This is a genomic window from Variovorax sp. N23, from assembly GCF_025486315.1.
Taxonomy (GTDB): Bacteria; Pseudomonadota; Gammaproteobacteria; order Burkholderiales; family Burkholderiaceae_C; genus Variovorax.
The window spans coordinates 67,535-85,411 of the sequence record NZ_JAOOPY010000002.1 but is presented as its reverse complement, the minus strand read 5'-3'; the positions used below and the strand labels follow the sequence as shown (position 1 = coordinate 85,411).

At 69.7% G+C, this 17,877-nt stretch carries 18 protein-coding genes; 11 read left to right on the top strand and 7 right to left on the bottom strand.

Going from position 1 to position 17,877, the window contains the following annotated elements; all coding sequences use genetic code 11:
• Positions 1-37 precede the first annotated feature (37 nt).
• Complete coding sequence (locus N8A90_RS03320; RefSeq protein WP_262073235.1) at positions 38-1,117, bottom strand: fumarylacetoacetate hydrolase family protein; 1,080 nt, start codon at positions 1,115-1,117, stop codon at positions 38-40.
• Between the two features lie 101 nt (positions 1,118-1,218).
• Between N8A90_RS03320 and N8A90_RS03315 the strand changes: the two genes are divergently transcribed.
• The 3 genes from N8A90_RS03315 to N8A90_RS03305 all read left to right on the top strand — a co-directional run bounded on the left by N8A90_RS03315 (position 1,219) and on the right by N8A90_RS03305 (position 3,695).
• Entirely contained in the window at positions 1,219-2,346 is a 1,128-nt protein-coding gene (locus N8A90_RS03315; RefSeq protein ID WP_262073234.1) for a DUF3108 domain-containing protein, read from the top strand.
• A 74-nt stretch (positions 2,347-2,420) separates the two neighbouring features.
• Positions 2,421-2,732 carry a DUF3567 domain-containing protein gene (locus tag N8A90_RS03310; protein ID WP_262073233.1) on the top strand — a complete coding sequence of 104 codons (312 nt, stop codon included), beginning with the start codon at positions 2,421-2,423 and terminating at the stop codon, positions 2,730-2,732.
• Between the two features lie 138 nt (positions 2,733-2,870).
• Positions 2,871-3,695, top strand: coding sequence for a ChaN family lipoprotein (locus N8A90_RS03305; protein ID WP_262073232.1), 825 nt, complete (start codon positions 2,871-2,873; stop codon positions 3,693-3,695).
• Here the strand turns inward: N8A90_RS03305 and N8A90_RS03300 are convergent.
• A complete protein-coding gene (locus N8A90_RS03300) occupies positions 3,692-5,026 on the bottom strand; it encodes an aminotransferase class III-fold pyridoxal phosphate-dependent enzyme (protein ID WP_262073231.1) in 1,335 nt (444 codons plus the stop codon). The genes N8A90_RS03305 and N8A90_RS03300 overlap by 4 nt on opposite strands.
• A gap of 93 nt (positions 5,027-5,119) precedes the next feature.
• On the opposite strand from N8A90_RS03300, the gene purU reads away from it, so the two are divergent.
• Genes purU through N8A90_RS03280 form a run of 4 tightly spaced genes read left to right on the top strand, consistent with a single transcriptional unit; the run spans position 5,120 to position 8,597 of the window.
• Positions 5,120-5,965: a formyltetrahydrofolate deformylase gene (purU, locus tag N8A90_RS03295; RefSeq protein WP_262073230.1), complete on the top strand. Its 846-nt coding sequence runs from the start codon at positions 5,120-5,122 to the stop codon at positions 5,963-5,965.
• Between the two features lie 43 nt (positions 5,966-6,008).
• Complete coding sequence (locus N8A90_RS03290; protein ID WP_262073229.1) at positions 6,009-7,511, top strand: FAD-linked oxidase C-terminal domain-containing protein; 1,503 nt, start codon at positions 6,009-6,011, stop codon at positions 7,509-7,511.
• Positions 7,512-7,522: 11 nt separating this feature from the next.
• On the top strand, positions 7,523-7,867 hold the full coding sequence (locus tag N8A90_RS03285; RefSeq protein WP_262073228.1) for a CidA/LrgA family protein: 345 nt from the start codon (positions 7,523-7,525) through the stop codon (positions 7,865-7,867).
• Between the two features lie 4 nt (positions 7,868-7,871).
• Complete coding sequence (locus tag N8A90_RS03280; protein ID WP_262073227.1) at positions 7,872-8,597, top strand: LrgB family protein; 726 nt, start codon at positions 7,872-7,874, stop codon at positions 8,595-8,597.
• A 7-nt stretch (positions 8,598-8,604) separates the two neighbouring features.
• Here the strand turns inward: N8A90_RS03280 and N8A90_RS03275 are convergent, their stop codons facing one another.
• Complete coding sequence (locus N8A90_RS03275; protein ID WP_262073226.1) at positions 8,605-8,979, bottom strand: YXWGXW repeat-containing protein; 375 nt, start codon at positions 8,977-8,979, stop codon at positions 8,605-8,607.
• A 185-nt stretch (positions 8,980-9,164) separates the two neighbouring features.
• Here N8A90_RS03275 and N8A90_RS03270 point away from each other — a divergent pair, with 185 nt between their 5' ends.
• The 3 genes from N8A90_RS03270 (at position 9,165) to N8A90_RS03260 (ending at position 11,444) form a co-directional block, all read left to right on the top strand.
• Positions 9,165-9,812: a TetR/AcrR family transcriptional regulator gene (locus N8A90_RS03270; RefSeq protein WP_410087631.1), complete on the top strand. Its 648-nt coding sequence runs from the start codon at positions 9,165-9,167 to the stop codon at positions 9,810-9,812.
• A gap of 214 nt (positions 9,813-10,026) precedes the next feature.
• Positions 10,027-10,938 (top strand): arginase, encoded by a 912-nt coding sequence (gene rocF / locus N8A90_RS03265; RefSeq protein WP_410087630.1) that lies wholly within the window; start codon positions 10,027-10,029, stop codon positions 10,936-10,938.
• A gap of 104 nt (positions 10,939-11,042) precedes the next feature.
• Positions 11,043-11,444 (top strand): response regulator, encoded by a 402-nt coding sequence (locus N8A90_RS03260; RefSeq protein WP_262073223.1) that lies wholly within the window; start codon positions 11,043-11,045, stop codon positions 11,442-11,444.
• 12 nt (positions 11,445-11,456) lie between these two features.
• On the opposite strand, the gene N8A90_RS03255 is transcribed toward N8A90_RS03260, so the two are convergent.
• The 3 genes from N8A90_RS03255 to N8A90_RS03245 all read right to left on the bottom strand — a co-directional run bounded on the left by N8A90_RS03255 (position 11,457) and on the right by N8A90_RS03245 (position 16,566).
• Positions 11,457-12,158 (bottom strand): DUF2242 domain-containing protein, encoded by a 702-nt coding sequence (locus N8A90_RS03255; RefSeq protein ID WP_262073222.1) that lies wholly within the window; start codon positions 12,156-12,158, stop codon positions 11,457-11,459.
• A 98-nt stretch (positions 12,159-12,256) separates the two neighbouring features.
• A complete protein-coding gene (locus N8A90_RS03250) occupies positions 12,257-13,531 on the bottom strand; it encodes a Glu/Leu/Phe/Val family dehydrogenase (protein ID WP_262073221.1) in 1,275 nt (424 codons plus the stop codon).
• A gap of 83 nt (positions 13,532-13,614) precedes the next feature.
• Positions 13,615-16,566 (bottom strand): L-glutamate gamma-semialdehyde dehydrogenase, encoded by a 2,952-nt coding sequence (locus tag N8A90_RS03245; RefSeq protein ID WP_262073220.1) that lies wholly within the window; start codon positions 16,564-16,566, stop codon positions 13,615-13,617.
• Between the two features lie 93 nt (positions 16,567-16,659).
• Between N8A90_RS03245 and N8A90_RS03240 the strand changes: the two genes are divergently transcribed.
• A complete protein-coding gene (locus N8A90_RS03240) occupies positions 16,660-17,139 on the top strand; it encodes an Lrp/AsnC ligand binding domain-containing protein (protein ID WP_262073219.1) in 480 nt (159 codons plus the stop codon).
• Positions 17,140-17,149: 10 nt separating this feature from the next.
• Here the strand turns inward: N8A90_RS03240 and N8A90_RS03235 are convergent, their stop codons facing one another.
• Positions 17,150-17,851 (bottom strand): YggS family pyridoxal phosphate-dependent enzyme, encoded by a 702-nt coding sequence (locus N8A90_RS03235; protein WP_262073218.1) that lies wholly within the window; start codon positions 17,849-17,851, stop codon positions 17,150-17,152.
• Positions 17,852-17,877: the final 26 nt, after the last annotated feature.

Below are 17,877 nucleotides of genomic sequence, written 5' to 3'. Positions count from 1 at the left end.
ACGCCAACAACTGCTCAGGCGAAGTGGGCACAGCGCATCAGCCCCCGGCAACGTCTGCTGCTGCCTGCGCCTTCAGCGCGCTCGCAGCAGCAGCCGCCGCACGCTCCCGCCCACCCGGCGCCACGATCTCCTGGTCGATCGCGCCGAACAGCGAGCGGCCATCCAGGCCCTTCATCTCGATGCGGATGGTGTCGCCGTAGCGCATGAACTCGGTGCTCGGCTGGCCGTCCTGGAGGGTCTCGATGCAGCGCTTCTCGGCGATGCAGGAGTAGCCCTTGGGCCATTCCATGCGACCGTTTTTCTCCACGCCCTTGTTGCTCACGGTGCCGCTGCCGACGATGCTGCCGGCGCGCACGTTGCGCGTCTTGGCGATGTGGGCGATGAGCTGGCCGAAGTGGAAGGTCATCTCGTCGCCGGCGTCGCACAGGCCGACCTTGCGGCCGTTCCAGCTGCTTTGCAGCGGCAGGTGGACGCGGCCTTCGCGCCAGGCCTCGCCCAGCTCGTCGAGCGTGACGGCCACGGGGCTGAAGGCGGTGGCGGGCTTGCTCTGGAAGAAGCCGAAGCCCTTGGCCAGTTCGGCGGGGATGAGGTCGCGCAGGCTCACGTCGTTGACCAGCATCACCAGGCGGATGCCGTCGAGCGCCTGCTCGGGCGTGACGCCCATGCGCACGTCGCCGGTGACCACCGCGATCTCGGCCTCGAAGTCGATGCCCATCGATTCGCTCGGCACCACCACGTCGTCCATCGGGCCCAGAAGATCGTCGCTGCCGCCCTGGTACATCAGCGGATCGGTGTAGAAGCTCTCGGGCACTTCGGCATTCCGGGCCTTGCGCACCAGCTCGACGTGGTTGAGGTAGGCCGAGCCGTCGGCCCACTGGTAGGCGCGCGGCAGCGGCGCCATGCATTGGGCGGGGTCGAAGGGGAAGGCGTGGCGCGCGCGGCCGCTGTTGAGCTCGTCGTACAGGTCCTGCAGCTGCGGGCTCATGAAGCCCCAGTCGTCGAGCACCTGCTGCAGCCGGCTGGCGATGCCGGTGGCGTAGTGGGCGAGCGTGAGGTCGCGCGAGACGACGACCAGCTGGCCGTCGCGCGAGCCGTCCTTGAGGGTGGCGAGTTTCATGGGAACGGCGGTGCCGGTGGCGGCATCGCAACTAAACTGGTTGAACGGGCGGCAGTGTACCGAGGTGAACCTCCAGCGCGCCGCCCGATCCACCTCTGACCATGACCGCCGCCCTCCTCCCGCCCCACGGTGCCGCACCGCCGGAGCGCCCGCCCTGGCGCACGCTGGCCGCGGTGGCGACGGTCGTCGTCGCGGCGCATCTGGCGCTGCTGGGCTGGGTGTCGGGCGCGATGCTGCGGCCGAGCGAGTCGCTGGCCCAGAGCTTCATCACCCGGACGATTGTGGTCGCGCCGCCGGCCCCGCCGGTGGTCGAGGCGCCGAAGCCGCCGCCGAAGCTGGCCGTTGCGCCAAAGCCCAAGCCACCGCCGAAACCCCGCCCGGCACCACCCGCGCCCGAGCCTGTTGCGGCACCCGCTGCCGACGCGCCGCCCGTCACGACGGCCGAGGCACCGACCGAGCCCGACAGCACCACGACGGCCGCCAGCTCCAGCGACGCCGGCCAGGCTCGGGCGCCGGCGCCCGAGCCGGCCGCGAGCGCGCCCGCCGTGGCATCGGCCCCGATCGCGCCGCCCCTCACGGCGAAGCTGCCCGGCTCGGTACGGCTCAAGTTCTCCGCCACCGGCCAGCTCGGATCGGCACCGATGAACCTCTTCGGCGAGCTCGAATGGAAGCAGGACGGGCAGGCCTACGACGCGCGCCTGTCGATGGGCGCGCTCTTCGTCACGCTGCGATCGCAGCACAGCCAGGGCACGATCGGCCCGGGCGGCATCGAGCCGACGCGCTTCTCCGACACCCGCAAGGCCGAGGTCGCCTCGCATTTCGTGCGCGACCAGGGTCAGGTCGTGTTCAGCAACAACGCGCCGCCGGTCGCCCTCATGCCCGGCGCGCAGGACCGCCTGAGCGTGATGCTGCAACTGGGCGCGCTGATGGCGGGCGACCCCGCGCGCTACACGACGGACGGGGCGATCGCCATCCAGACCGTGGGCACGCGCGACGCCGATTTGTGGATCTTCAAGATCGGCGAAGAAGAGCTGCTGCACCTGCCGGCCGGCGATTTCGTCGCCCGCAAGCTGACCCGCAACCCACGCAAGCCCTACGACGACACCGTCGAGCTGTGGCTGGCGCCGGCCCTGGGCTATCTGCCGGTACGGTTCAAATTGACACAGGCGAACGGCGACTTCGCCGACATGCGTTTGCGCGAACGGCTGCCCGCCGGCGGGCCGAATTGAGCCGTCAATGGCTTTCGCGCCGTGAAAGTTTCGACGCTTCTTGAAACTGGCGCGTTGATTGCTATCTAACACCCATGAACGCCATCGACATCCTCACCGGCCCCGCCATGAACATGCTGTACGACTCCGATTCGTTCGCGGTCGTGCATGTGCAGCCCACCGAGGGCGAAGCCCCCGTGCAGCCGCACCTGCCGGTGCTGGCCCGCCACGGCTTCGAGATCGTCGACAAGCGCTCCGGCAAGGAGGTCTACCTCGACGGCTCCTGGGCCGAGCTGTTCCAGCAGCAGATCACCGCCTGGCAGCTCAACACGCCCACGCAGGAAGAGGTCGAGGACACGCTCGAGGGCTACGCCGAACTGGCGCACACCCCGGTGCTGGTCCACTGAGAACGTGTGAATGAACCTGCTGCGCACCCCGATCTCGCATCTGCGGTCCTCACCGCACGCCAGTGCGGCTCCGGTCCTCGATGCAAGCTCGGGGCGCTCGCGACGGTTCCTTCACACGTTCTGAGCCGGCGAGCGGCCATGCCTCGTTCGCGTCTGGCCGCACCGCATTTCGCCCTTCTCGTCTGTCTGGCCCTGCTGGGAGGTTGCGTATCCGCGCCGCCCGCAGCCGACGCGCCGGTGGCCCGCCGCATCGCGGCGCTGCTGCCGGCCGACGCCGTGCTGATCGGCGAACAGCACGACGCGCCCGAGCACCACGTCATCGAGCGCGAAGCCGTCGAGACGCTGGTCGCGCGCGGGCGCCTGGCCGCGCTGACGCTGGAGATGGCCGAGGAAGGCAACGGCACCGGCCACCTGCCGGCCGACGCCACCGAAGAACAGATTCGCACCGCACTGAGCTGGAACGACAAGGCCTGGCCCTGGGCCGATTACGGCCCGGCCGTGATGGCCGCGGTGCGCGCCGGCGTGCCGGTCCTGGGCGCCAACCTGCCGCGGGCGCGCATGAAGGACGCGATGGCCGACGTCTCTCTCGACGCGCAGCTGGGCGACAGCGCCCGCCAAGCGCAGCAGCAGGCCGTCCGCGAGGGCCACTGCCACCTGCTGCCCGAATCGCAGATCGGGCCGATGACGCGCATCCAGATCGCCCGCGACCGCGCCATGGCGCAGGCAGTGGTGAAGGCGCGTCAGCCGGGCAAGACGGTGCTGCTGATCGCCGGCGCCGGCCATGTGCTGCGGTCGCTGGGCGTGCCGCAGCACCTGCCGAGCGACTTCAAGATCGCGACCGTGCAATTGCTGTCCACGGCGTCGGCCATACCCGAGGGCCCGACCAGCGACTACGACAGCCTCTGGCCGACAGCGCCGCTGCCCCCGCAGGACTACTGCGCCAGCCTCAGGCGCCCCACTTAAGCGGCCTTCTTGATCGAATCCGCCAGCGTGTTGACCAGCGTGTCGATGTGCGACTTCTCCACGATGTACGGCGGCGCGATCACGATCACGTCGCCGGCCGGGCGCACCAGCGCGCCCTTGTGGAAGCAGTCCACGAAGATGTCGTAGGCCCGCTTGCCGGGCGCGCCGGCCATCGGCGCCAGCTCCACCGCCGCGGCCAGGCCCAGGCTGCGGATGCCGATCACGTTGGGCAGGCCCTTGAACACGCTGTGGAAGGCATCGCCCAGCACCGGGCCCATCTCGCCGGCGCGCGAGAAGAGCTGCTCCTTCTGGAACAGCTCGAGCGTGGCGATGGCCGCGGCCGCCGCCACCGGGTGGCCCGAGTAGGTGTAGCCGTGGAAGAACTCGACGACATGCTCGGGTGCGTCGGTGGCCATCATCGCGTCGTACAGCTTGTCGCGGCAGATCACGCCGCCCATCGGGATCACGCCGTTGGTCACCGCCTTGGCGAAGTTCAGCATGTCCGGCACCACGCCGTAGTAGTCGGCGCCGAAGTTCGTGCCCAGGCGGCCGAAGCCGGTGATGACCTCGTCGAAGATCAGCAGGATGCCGTGCTTGTCGCAGATCTCGCGCAGCCGCTTCAGGTAGCCCTTCGGCGGCACGTACCAGCCGGCCGAACCCGCGATCGGCTCGACGATGATGGCCGCCACGTTGCTCGGGTCGTGCAGCGGCAGGATGCGCTGCTCCAGCTCCAGCAATGGGTCGTCGGCCCACACCGGCTCCTGGTTGTGGATGTAGGCATGGTTCACCGGGTCGTGGATGAAGCGCATGTGGTCCACGCGCGGCAGGAAGGCCGTGCCAAAGGTCTTGCGGTTGCCCGGAATACCACCCACCGACATGCCGCCGAAACCCACGCCGTGGTAGCCCTTCTCGCGGCCGATGAACACGTTGCGATGGCCCTCGCCGCGGGCGCGGTGGTAGGCCAGCGCCACTTTCAGCGAGGTGTCCGCCGCTTCAGAGCCGGAGTTGCAGAACAGCACCTTGTTCAGGTCGCCCGGCGCCATGGCCGCGATCATCTCGGCGGCCTTGAAGGCCTTGTCGTTGCTGACCTGGAAGGCGGTCGCGTAGTCGAGCGTGTCGAGCTGCGTCTTGATCGCCTCGTTGATGGGCTTTCGGTTGTGGCCCGCACCCACGCACCACAGCGACGAGATGCCATCGACGACCTTCCGGCCGTCGTGCGTGGTGAACACCATGCCGTCGGCGGCGGTGAACACCCGCGGGTCCTTGCGGAAGGCGCGGTTGGGGGTGAAGGGCAACCACTGGTTGTCCATGTTGAAGTCGGGGATGGCCATGGGTCGCTCCTCTGCTGAACGGACACGAAGAAAGGAAGGGCGATTCTGGCACTTCGACGGCACCACCACAGGGCTGCGACAATCTGCGCCCTTATGAGCGCGTACATCCTGACCCTTTCCTGCCCGGACCGCACCGGCATCGTCCACGCCGTCTCGGGCTTCCTGCTGGAGCGCGGCGGCAACATCGAAGAAGCGGCGCAGTACAACGACCACGGCACCGGCCTGTTCTTCATGCGGGTGCGCTTCGCCTGCACCGCCCACGACCGCGATGCCCTCGCCAGGGAACTGGGCGAACTGGCCCAGGGCTTCGGCATGGACTGGAAGCTGCACGACGCCAGTCAGCCGGTGAAGACCGTCATCCTGGTCAGCAAGGAAGGCCACTGCCTCAACGACCTGCTGTTCCGCTGGAAGAGCGGCCTGCTGGCCATCGACGTGCGCGCCATCGTCTCGAACCACCGCGACTTCTACCAGCTGGCCGCCAGTTACAACGTGCCCTTCCACCACATCCCGGTGACGGCGGCGACCAAGCCGCAGGCCGAAGCGAAGCAGCTGGAGATCATCGAGGCCGAGGGCTCCGAACTGGTGGTGCTGGCGCGCTACATGCAGGTGCTGAGCAACGACCTGTGCGCCAGGCTGGCCGGCCGCGCCATCAACATCCACCACTCGTTCCTGCCCAGCTTCAAGGGCGCCAAGCCCTACTACCAGGCGCACGACCGCGGCGTGAAGCTGATCGGCGCCACGGCGCACTACGTGACGGCCGACCTCGACGAAGGCCCGATCATCGAGCAGGACGTGGCCCGCGCCGACCACACCGACACGGTCGAAGACCTGACGGCCCGCGGCCGCGACACCGAGAGCCAGGTGCTGGCACGTGCCGTCAAGTGGCACAGCGAACGCCGCGTGCTCATGAACGGCCACAAGACCGTCATCTTCAAGTAGCGGCCGGCCGCCCTTCGGCCTGGATTCGGAATAGAGTGACGCCATGAATGCGCCCACCACGCCCAGCCAGCACGACCTGATGCAGCGCAGCGAGCGCCAGTCGCAGATCGTCCGCGCCCTGCAGGCCCACCTGCCGGCCCATGCGCTGATCTGGCACGCCGAAGACACCACGCCCTACGAATGCGACGGCCTCACGGCCTACCGGCAACGGCCGCTGGTGGTGGCCCTGCCCGAGACCGAGGCGCAGGTGGCGGCCGTGCTTAAGACCTGCCATGGGCTCGGCGTGCCGGTGGTGGCGCGCGGCGCGGGCACCGGCCTGTCGGGCGGCGCGATGCCGCATGCGATGGGCGTGACGCTGTCGCTGGCCAAGTTCAACCGCATCCTGAAGATCGACCCCTACGCCCGCACCGCGGTCGTGCAGTGCGGCGTGCGCAACCTCGCCATCAGCGAGGCGGCCGCCCCCTTCAACCTCTACTACGCGCCCGATCCGTCGAGCCAGATCGCCTGCACCATCGGCGGCAACGTGGCCGAGAACTCGGGCGGCGTGCATTGCCTGAAGTACGGCCTGACGCTGCACAACGTGCTGCGCGTGCGCGGCTTCACCGCCGAGGGCGAGCCGATCGAGTTCGGCAGCGAGGCGCTCGACGGCGCGGGACTCGACCTGCTCGCGCTGGTCATCGGGAGCGAAGGCATGCTGGCCGTGACCACCGAGGTCACCGTCAAGCTGGTGCCCAAGCCGCAGCTGGCGCGCTGCATCATGGCCAGCTTCGACGATGTGCGCAAAGCCGGCGATGCCGTAGCGGCGGTGATCGCGGCCGGCATCATCCCGGCCGGGCTCGAGATGATGGACAAGCCCATGACCGCCGCCGTCGAGGACTTCGTGAAAGCCGGCTACGACCTCGACGCCGCCGCCATCCTGCTGTGCGAATCCGACGGCACGATCGAGGAGGTCGAGGAAGAGATCGGCCGCATGACCGACGTGCTGCGCCGGTGCGGCGCCACGGCCATCGCCTGCAGCGAGAACGAGGACGAGCGTCTGAAGTTCTGGAGCGGCCGCAAGAACGCCTTCCCCGCCTCCGGCCGCATCAGCCCCGACTACATGTGCCTGGACTCCACCATCCCGCGCAAGCGCCTGGCCGACATCCTGCTCGCCATACAGGAGATGGAGAAGAAGTACAACCTGCGCTGCTGCAACGTGTTCCACGCAGGCGACGGCAACCTGCACCCGCTGGTGCTGTTCGATGCCAACGACCCCGACGAACTGCACCGCTGCGAGCTGTTCGGCGCCGACATCCTCGAGACCAGTGTCGCCATGGGCGGCACGGTGTCCGGCGAGCACGGCGTGGGCGTCGAGAAGCTCAACAGCATGTGCGTGCAGTTCACCGCGGCCGAGAACGAGCAGATGTTCGGCGTCAAGCGCGCCTTCGACCCCGAAGGCATGCTCAACCCCGGCAAGGTGATCCCGACCCTGCAGCGCTGCGCCGAGTACGGCAAGCAGGTGGTGCGCGGCGGCCGCCTGCCGCACCCGGACCTGCCGCGCTTCTAGCGCCCGCGCCGATGAAGGGCTTGCGCGGTCTGGCGTGGTTGCTGGTGTTCCAGTCGATCGGCGAAGTGCTCTCGCGCGGCTTCTCGCTGCCGTTGCCCGGGCCGGTGCTGGGCCTGATCCTGCTGGTGCCGGCGCTTCGCTTCGCCCTCGTGCGCGAGCCGGTGGCCGAATGCGCGAACTTCCTGCTGTCGCACCTCTCGCTGCTCTTCATCCCGGTGGGCGTCGGCGTGATGACGCACCTGGCGCTGCTGTCGCAGTACGGCGGCCGCATGCTGGTGGTGATCGCGCTGTCGACCTGGATCGGCCTGGCCGTCACGGCGCTGGTGCTCTACTGGCCGGACCGAAAGGCGCCCTGACGCGATGCCGCACTTCGTCCAGCTCTGGGTCTACCTTTCCGCCTCGCCCCTCTTCGGGCTGACGGCAACGCTGGTGGTGTACCTGCTCGCGCAGGCGGCGTATGTGCGCCTGGGCCATGCGCCCTGGGCCAACCCGGTGCTGTGGTCGATCGTGACGATCGCGGGTGGCCTCACGCTCACCAAGGTCGATTATCCGACCTACTTCGCTGGCGCGCAGTTCATCCACTTCCTGCTGGGACCGGCGGTCGTCGCGCTGGGCTGGCCGCTGTGGCAGCGACGGGTCGAACTGCGGGCACGCTTCGGCCGCGTGCTGCTGGCGGCCCTGCTCGGCGGTGCCGCGGCGGGCGGCTCCGCGGTGGCCTTGGGGTGGGCGGTCGGGCTGCCGCACGACGTGGTGATGTCGCTGGCACCCAAGTCGGTCACCGCGCCGGTGGCCATGGGCATCGCCGAGAAGATCGGCGGCATCCCGGCGCTGTCGGCGGTCTTCGCGGTGCTCACCGGCTTGATCGGCGCGCTGTCGGGCAAGTACCTGTTCGACGCGCTGCGCATTCGGACCACGCCGGCCGGCTGGCGGTCGCGCGGCTTCGCGCTGGGCACCGCCGCGCATGGCATCGGCGCAGCCCGCGCGCTGCAGGTGAACGCCGATGCCGGGGCCTATGCCGGCCTGGCGCTCGGCCTGCAGGTGGTGCTCGCGGCCCTGCTGCTGCCGCTGATCTTCCGACTGTTCTGACCCGCTGTCAGTTGCGGTGCGGGTTGTTCGGACGGCGGTCGGCCCGGTTCGGCACGCCGTCGCCGTCGCGGTCCCAGCCGCCCCGGTTGTATTCCCAGCGGCCACCGCGATCCTGCCATTGCGGCGCGCGGTAGGCGTAGCCCGGGCGCGCCCGAACGTACTCACCGCGCACCCACACATAGCGACCGCCACGCGCTTCGTAGTGACCTGGGGCCCAGACATAGCCACGGCGCGGCGGCGGCACGCGTTCGGCGCGTGGCGGCGGCGGCGCGGTCCGGATGACGATGGAGGCCTGCGCCTGGGCGGCGGTCGGCAGCGTCATGGCACCGAGCGGCAGCAGCACGGCAGCACAGGTCGCGAGGGAGAGCGTGAGTTTTTTCATGATGGAAGCTCCTGGAGTGAACGAGCTGCCATGCTGCCCCTGCCATGTGAAGCCGGTGTAAGCGACGCACGAAATCTTGTGTAGCGCTGTGTCGCCACGGCAGGCGCGTCGATCAGGGTTTGCGATAGCAGCCGTAGCGCTTTCGACGCTTGTCAGGACCGGGAGCGCCACCAACAATCCTACCCATGGGTAGAAGAACGAAGATAGAACAACATCCCCGCGACGCCGTGAGCACCGGCCGCCAGCGCGCCGCCACCGAAGCGACCGACCTCCAGCGCGAACGCATCCTGCAGGCCGCGACCACGCTCTTCGCCGAGCAAGGTTACGCCGCCACCACGATGGCACAGATCGTCCGCCAGCTCGGCGTGACCAAGCCCTTCGTCTACTACTACTTCCGCGACAAGCAGGAGATCTTCGAGCGGTTGTCGTGGCGCCCGGCGGTCGACTGCTTCACGGCCATGGACTTCCCGGCGGACGACACCCGCCCGGCGCGCACGAAAGTGACCGAGGGCATCGAGCGGCTGATCCGCGCCACCATCGCGCACCACCCCTGCGCCGTGTTCCCGTACCGCGAGCCGCAGGCCTACCGCCCGGCCTACCGCGCGGCGCAAAAGAAGCTGGCGCGCCACTTCTACGACAGGCTCTGCGCCCTGCTGGAAGAAGGCCGGCGCGACGGCGACTTCGACTTCGACGACCCGATGATCACCGCGCTGGCGGCCTGCAGCCTGCCGGGCTTTCTCTACACCTGGTACCGGCCCGGCGGACGGTTCACGGCGGAAGAAACGGTGGCGGCCCTGTCCAAGCTGGCGTGGCGCGTGCTCGGCCTGCGCTGAGATGAAACCCACCCCCGATGCGGCGCACTGCGTGTCGCCGCCTCCCCCTCAAGGGGGCGCACCCGGCGGCCTGGCGAAGCCAGTTCCGCGGGTGCCCTGGCCGTGCCGGGTTCATCGGCTGCGGGTGACGCGCAGCGCAATGGCATCACTGATAACTGGCGCTGACGCCCTTTTCCCACACACGGCGGCGCGCCTTCTGGGCATCATGGCGTCCATGATCCCCACCGTCGAACTCATCGGTGCGCCGACCGACATCGGTGCCAGCGTGCGCGGCGCCGGCATGGGGCCGGACGCGCTGCGCGTGGCCGACCTGCCCGGCACGCTGGCGCGCCTGGGCTTCCAGGTGGTCGACGCGGGCAACCTCGCCGGCCCGGCGACGCCGTGGAGCGCGCCCTCGGACGGCCTGCGCCACCTCGACGAAGCCGTCGCCTGGAACCGTGCGGTGTACGACGCGGTCGACGCCGCGCTCGGCGCCGGCCGGCTGCCGTTGATGATGGGCGGCGACCACAGCCTGGCGATCGGCTCGATCAGCGCGGTGGCTTGGCATGCGCGGCAGCGCGGGCAGAAGCTGCGCGTGCTGTGGCTCGATGCGCACACCGACGTCAACACGCACGGCACCAGCCCGAGCGGCAACATCCACGGCATGCCGGTCTCCTGCCTGCTCGGGCGCGGCCCGGCGGCACTCACCGGCTGGAGCGGCGAGCGCGCCGCCCTCGGCCCCGAGGCCATCCGCTTCATCGGCATCCGCAGCGTCGACGCCGAGGAGAAGCAGGCGATCCGCGCGCTCGGGCTCACCGTGTTCGACATGCGCCACCTCGACGAGCACGGCATGCGCAACACCATGACCGAGGCGCTGCAGGACGTGGACGACGACACGCACCTGCATGTGAGCTTCGACCTCGACTGCCTGGACCCGGCCGACGCGCCCGGCGTGGGCACCGCCGTGCGCGGCGGCCCGACCTACCGCGAGATGCAGCTGTGCATGGAGATGGTGGCCGACACCGGCCGGCTCGGCTCACTCGACGTGGTCGAGCTCAACCCGGCGCTCGATGTGCGCAACCGCACGGCCGAAGTCGCGGTCGAACTCATCGAAAGCCTGCTGGGAAAGTCGACGCTGGCACGCTGAGCGCGCGGGGCGCTTCAGCGGCCTTCCTACGTACGAAAACGACCTGACGGAAGCCGCAGGCGGCCGCCTGCGCGTAAAGTGGGCCTTTCCCAGCCCTCCGTGACATGCAAGCTCCTGCGCCCCCCACCTCCGCCCCGGCCGACACCGACGCCGTTTCCGGCCTGCGGATCCTGGTGGTCGAGGACGACCCGGCCACGCTGTCGGCGATGGTCGAGATGCTGGAGTTGCTGGGGCACTGGGTCGCCGGCGTGAAGAGCGCCGAGGTCGCACGCGACCGCTTCATCGATGGCGCCTTCGACGTGCTGCTCACGGACATCGGCCTGCCCGCGCTGTCGGGCCTGGATCTGGTGGACATCCTGCAGGCGCAGGACAAGCTGCGCGTCATCTTCGCCACCGGGCAGCCCCGCCCTGCGAACCCGATTCCCGGCACGGTCTGGCTGCAGAAGCCCTTCGGCGTGGACGAGCTGCAGGCGGCGCTGCAAGGCATCGAGCGTCTGGACGGCTGACGCCGCCGGCGTTCAGCCGCGGTCGGGCGCCGGCGCCACCGGCGTGCTCACCGGCTCGGGCGGGGTGGCCAGCGGTGTGCTGACGGGCGTGCGCTGCGGCACCACCGGCGTGCTGACCGCCTGTCCCGGCACAGGCGGCTCTTCCACCTTCTCGTCGACCGCACCGGGCACCAGGTAGCGGTCGATCAGCGCATAGAAGCGGTCGTAGAAGCGCTCATCGGTGAGCGTTTCGCTCGCCACCTTGACCATCGCGTCGTCGCTCGACGAGAAGGGCAGCGACAGCGAGCCGATGGCGCCCACGCCCACGCTGGCCGCGTTGTTGGTCTTCTTGATGCCGTAGCGGTCCTGCAAGGCCGTGACGAAGGCAATGCTCTTGCGCTGGCTGGCCTTGGCCGACTGGTCACGCGCGCAGACCACACGGAATTCGACCTCGACATGCACCTCGTTGGCCGGCTGGAAGCTCTTGCGCCCGGTCACCAGGTCGGCGTTGGACGCGGTGATGAGGTAGCCCTGGCTGAGCAGCGCGCGGCGCGCGGCCTCGCAGGTCTGCGCCTCGGTGGCGGCATAGCTGCGCGAATGGGTGGTGGTCGAGTCGAACTCCTCCGGGTCGTAGACGACGCGCTTAGGCGAGCCGGTGCCGCAACCGGCGATGACCAGGACGAGGAGCGCCGCAGCGAGGTGGCTCGGGAAGAAGCGGGAAGGTAGAGGCGACATCGGCGTGGAATGCTACCCGGTGGAAGCCGGCCCGCGGTCAGAGCCGTTGCGCCGCCCAATGTTCCCGCGACCGCGCGTTCACGGTCGTTCCGGGTCGTTCAGGGATACAGGCCGCGTTCCTGCCGTGCCATCAGGATGCGCTCGCAGGCGACCGCGTAGGTGGCGGTGCGCAGCGTGATCTTGTGCTTGTCGGCCGTGTCCCAGATCTGGTTGAGCGCGTTCATCATGATGCGGTCGAGCCGCACGTTGATCTCGTCCTCGTCCCAGAAGAAGGACGAGAAGTCCTGCACCCATTCGAAGTACGACACCGTCACGCCGCCGGCGTTGCAGATCACGTCGGGCACCACCAGCACGCCGCGCTCGGCCAGGATGTCGTCGGCCTCCGGCACGGTCGGGCCGTTGGCGCCTTCGAGCACCAGCTTGGCCTTGGTCTTCTTGGCGCGCTCGGCCGTGATCTGGCCTTCGAGCGCGGCGGGAATCAGGATGTCGCAGGCGACCTCCCAGAACTGCTCGTTGGGCACCTTGTCGCCGCCCTCGAAGCCGGCCGCGCCGGCGGGCGTGCGCGAGATCGGGATGAGCTTCTCGAGGTCGAGCCCGTTCTCATTGACGACCGTGCCGGTGTGGTCCTGCACCGCGACGATCTTCGCGCCCGCCTCGGCGAAGAGTTCGGCCGCGACCGAGCCCACGTTGCCGAAGCCCTGCACCGCGACGCGGGCGCCGCGCAGGTCCAGGCCCAGGCGGCGCGCCGCCTCGCGGCCGGTGACGAACACGCCCCGGCCGGTGGCCTTCACCCGGCCGAGCGAGCCGCCCAGGTGCAGCGGCTTGCCGGTGACCACGCCGGTGGCCGTGCCGCCGGTGTTCATCGAATAGGTGTCCATCATCCAGGCCATGATCTGGCCGTTGGTGTTCACGTCGGGCGCCGGGATGTCGGTGTGCGGGCCGATGATGATGCCGATCTCGCTGGTGTAGCGGCGCGTGACCTTCTCCAGCTCCTTCAGCGACAGCTTCTTCGGGTCGACGCGGATGCCGCCCTTGGCCCCGCCGTAGGGCAGGTTCACGGCGGCGGTCTTGACCGTCATCCAGGCCGACAGCGCCATCACTTCTTCCAGCGTCACGTCGGGGTGGAAGCGCACGCCGCCCTTGCCCGGGCCGCGGCTCATGTTGTGCTGCACGCGGTAGCCCTCGTAGTGCGCGATGCGGCCGTCGTCCATCTCGATGGGCACGTCGACGATCAGCGCGCGCTTGGGCCGCTTGAGCGTCTCGGCCCACTTGGCCAGGTCGCCCAGGTACGGCACCACGCGGTCGACCTGCTGCAGGTAGGTGCCCCACGGACTGTTGGGCGTGGGATGGACAAAGGACAGTTTCTCGCTCATGGAAGACCCTCGGTGGATGGACTGGGCGGACGATAGCCCCGCGCCGGCCCGCGCGCCACTCCCCATGCGGCGGATGCAGGACCTTATGCCATTGCGGCAAGCAGCGCCGCGTTGCCGCCGGCCGCCGCGGTGTTGATCGTGACGGTCTGCTCGGCGCAGAAACGATAGAGATAGTGCGGCCCGCCCGCCTTGGGTCCGGTGCCGCTCAGGCCTTCGCCGCCGAAGGGCTGCACGCCGACCACCGCACCGATGGTGTTGCGGTTGACGTAGACGTTGCCGATGTGGGCCTGGGCGGCCATCGCGGCGGCGCGCGAGTCGATGCGCGTCTGGATGCCGAAGGTGAGCCCGTAGCCCAACGCATTGATGCGCTCGACCACCGCGGCCGGATCGCCCGACCAGCGCACGATCTGCAGCACCGGGCCGAAGATCTCGCTGCGCACGTGCTCGATGGAGGGCACCTCGAAGGCTTGGGGCGCGATGAAATTTGCCATCGGCGCGGCGACCGGTGACGCGGCGATCGGACGGCCGTGCGCCGCCAGCGCGTCGACCGCGCGTGCCACGTTGCCGAAGGCCTCGGCGTCGATCAGCGGGCCGACGTCGGTGGCCAGCAGCGCCGGGTCGCCGCTGGCGAGTTCGGCCACGGCGCCGCCGAGCATCTCGATCACGCCCTCGGCAATGCCCTCGTGCACGCACAGCAGGCGCAGCGCCGAGCAGCGCTGGCCGGCCGATCGGAAGGCGCTCTGGACCACCGCGTCGATCACCTGCTCGGGCAGCGCGCTCGAGTCGACCACCATCGCGTTGATGCCGCCGGTCTCGGCGATGAGCGGGACGATCGGGCCGTCCTTCGCGGCCAGCGCGCGGTGGATGATCTTCGCCACCTGCGTCGAGCCGGTGAAGACGACGCCGGCCACGCCGGGCGCGCCCACCAGCGCGGCGCCCACCGTCTCGCCCGGGCCGTGCAGCAACTGCAGCGCATCGGCGGGCACGCCGGCCGCGTGCAGCAGCTTCACCGCTTCGAGCGCGACGCCGGGCGTCTGCTCCGCGGGCTTGGCCAGCACCGTGTTGCCGGTCGCGAGCGCGGCCGCCACCTGGCCCACGAAGATCGCCAGCGGGAAATTCCAGGGGCTGATGCAGACCCACGGGCCGCGCGCGACGAGGCGCAGCTCGTTCGATTCACCCGTCGGTCCCGGGAGCGCCACGGGTTGCATGATCCGCTCGGCCTCGTCGGCGTAGTAGCGCAGGAAGTCGACGGCCTCGCGCACCTCGGCGATGGCGTCGCCCCAGGTCTTGAAGGCCTCCTTCACCAGCAGCGCGCAGAAGCGCGGGAGGTCCGCCTGCAAGGCATCGGCCGCGTGGCGCAGCCGGGCCGCGCGCTGGGCAACCGGCGTACCGCGCCACGCCGGCAGCGCGCGCAGGGCCTCGGCCACGGCGGGCTCGGCGCGCGCCGCATCGGCCAGCGGCACCACGGGCACCGGCGTGCTCGCCAGCGCCGCCAGCAAGGGCGCGCGCATCGTGGCCACGGCGAGGTCGAGACCTTCGCTGTTGCGCCGTGCGGGTGCCGGCCCGTAGAGCAGCGGCGGCAGGGGCAGCGACGACATCGGCGACGCGTGCAGCGGCGACGCCAGCAACCGGTCGACCGGTACGCCGTCGTCGCCGAGCTGGTTCACGAAGGAGGAGTTGGCGCCGTTTTCCAGCAAGCGGCGCACGAGGTACGCGAGCAGGTCCTTGTGCTGGCCCACCGGCGCATAGACGCGCACATGCGCCGTCGTCGCCTTCATGACCTCGCGGTACACGCCCTCGCCCATGCCGTGCAGGCGCTGCAACTCGAAACCTTGCGCGCCCGCCATTTGCAGGATGGCCGCGATGGTGCCGGCGTTGTGCGTGGCGAACTGCGGGTAGATCGCGTCGGGCGCGGCGAGCATGGCGCGCGCGCAGGCGAGGTAGCTCACGTCGCTGTGGTGCTTGTGGGTGAACACGGGGTAGTGCGGCAGGCCGAGCTCCTGCGCGCGCTTGATCTCGGCGTCCCAATAGGCGCCCTTGACCAGGCGGCACATCAGGCGCAGCCCGTGCCGGCGAGCGATGGCGACGACCTCGCCGATGAGTTCGAGCGCACGCGTCTGGTAAGCCTGCATCGCCAGGCCGAAGCCGCGCCATTGCGGCTTCTCGGCCGCGATCCGTGCCGCCAGCGCTTCGAACACGTCCAGCGAGAGTTCGAGCCGGTCGACCTCCTCCGCATCGATCGTGAGGTTCAGGTTGGCGTCGGCCGCCAGCGCGCAGAGCTGCCACACGCGCGGCACCAGCTCGTCCATCACGCGCTCGCGCTGCGCGTCTTCGTAGCGCGGATGCAGGGCGCTGAGCTTGATCGAGATGCCGTCGTTGTGCTCGGGCGCGCGTGCGGCGTCCGACTGGGTGCCGATGGCGCGGATCGCGTCGGCGTAGCTCTGCTGGTAGCGCTGCGCGTCGGCCTCGGTGCGGGCGCCCTCGCCCAGCATGTCGTAGCTGAAGCACAGCGCCGGCTGCTTCTTCTGCGCGCTGCGCGCCTCGCCCATGGCTTCGCGGATGGTCTGGCCGAGCACGAACTGGCGGCCCAGCAGTTGCACCGCGCGCAGCGTGGCGGCGACGACGGTGCGCGAGCCCAGGCGCGCCAGCAGGCCGGGCGGATGGTCGCTCTCGGGCAGGAAGCGCTTGGACAGCGCGATGGCCGAGGACGACAGCCGCGCCAGCGTGGAGTCGGCCGCGCCGTCGAAGTCGGCCCGGCCGAGCTGGTCGGCGGTCAGCGCGATCGCCGTCTCGGCGTCGGGCACGCGCAGCAGGGCCTCGGCCAGCCGCATCAGCGCCAGGCCTTCGGCACTGGAGATCGGGTACTCGCGCAGCAGGCTTTCCATGGCCCAGAACGGCGGCGGGTTGTTCCGCACGGCCTGGACCCAGGGTGCCGCATGCAGCGCGGCCTGGTGCCATTCGAGTGCGCCTTCAAGGGCGGCGAGACGGTGGGCGACGACGTCGGGTTCGGGGCGGTACGGGATCGGCAGGCGCATGAAAAACTCCAGGAGGGATGGCTGTGATCGTGCCGCTGGCGTCATCGAGTTATTCACCAAAATTCACCACGTCAGCCGGATAATCTGAAGCCAATGAGCAATGAATTACCCGGAGTCGACCGCATCGACATGAAAATCCTGAGGATTCTTCAGGAGGATGGCCGCCTCTCGAACCTCAAGCTGGCCGAGACGGTGGCGCTGTCGCCCACCGCCGTGCTGGCGCGCGTGCAGCGCCTCACGCGCGAGGGCTACATCCAGGGCTACGAGGCGCGGCTCGACCCGCACAAGCTGGGACGAGGCTTCACCGTCTTCGTCGAGGTGCTGCTCGACCGCACGACGCCGAATGTGTTCGACGCCTTCAAGGCGGCGGTGCAGGTGCGCGACGAGATCATGGAATGCCACATGGTGGCCGGCGGCTTCGACTACCTGCTCAAGACCCGCATGGCCGACATGGCGGCGTATCGCGAATTCGCCGGCACGGTGCTGTGGCAGCTGCCCGGCGTGCGCGAGACGCGGACCTATGCGGTGATGGAGGAGGTGAAAAGCAGCGCGCGATTGCCGCTGGGGAACTGAAAGACCGGCGTCACAGGGCCGGCTTTGGCCGCCCGCCGAAGATCGCGGTGCCCACCCGCACCATCGTGCTGCCGGCCGCGATGGCCGCTTCGAGATCGGCGCTCATGCCGAGCGAGAGCGTGTCGAGCGCGATGCCGCTGTCGCGGATGCGGTCGTACACGGCACGCGCGCGCAGGAACAGCGCCCGCTGGGCGTCGAAATCGGCGGCAGGTTCCGGGATCGCCATCAGCCCGCGCAGCCGCAACCGTGGCAACAACGCCACGGCCTGCGCCAGCGCCAGCGCCTCGTCGGCCGACACGCCCGACTTGTTGGCGCCGCCGTCGACGTTGACCTGCAGGCAGACCTGCAGCGCCGGCAACCCCGCCGGCCGCTGTTCCGACAGGCGCTCGGCGATCTTCAGCCGGTCGATGCTGTGCACCCAGTCGAAATGCTCGGCCACCACCCGGGTCTTGTTGCTCTGCAGAGGGCCGATGCAGTGCCACACGAGTTGCGCGCGCACGTCGGCCAGGGCCTCGATCTTGGCCACGCCTTCCTGCACGTAGTTCTCGCCGAAGGCAGTCTGGCCCGCGGCCAGCGCCTCGCGCACCGCCTCGGCCGGGAAGGTTTTGGAGACGGCGAGCAGGTGCACGCTCGCCGGGTCGCGGTCGGCCGCCGCGCAGGCGGTCACGATCCGCGATCGAACTTGGTGGAGGTTGGCGGCAATCATCGTCATAATCATCCAAAGCGTATCAAAACGTC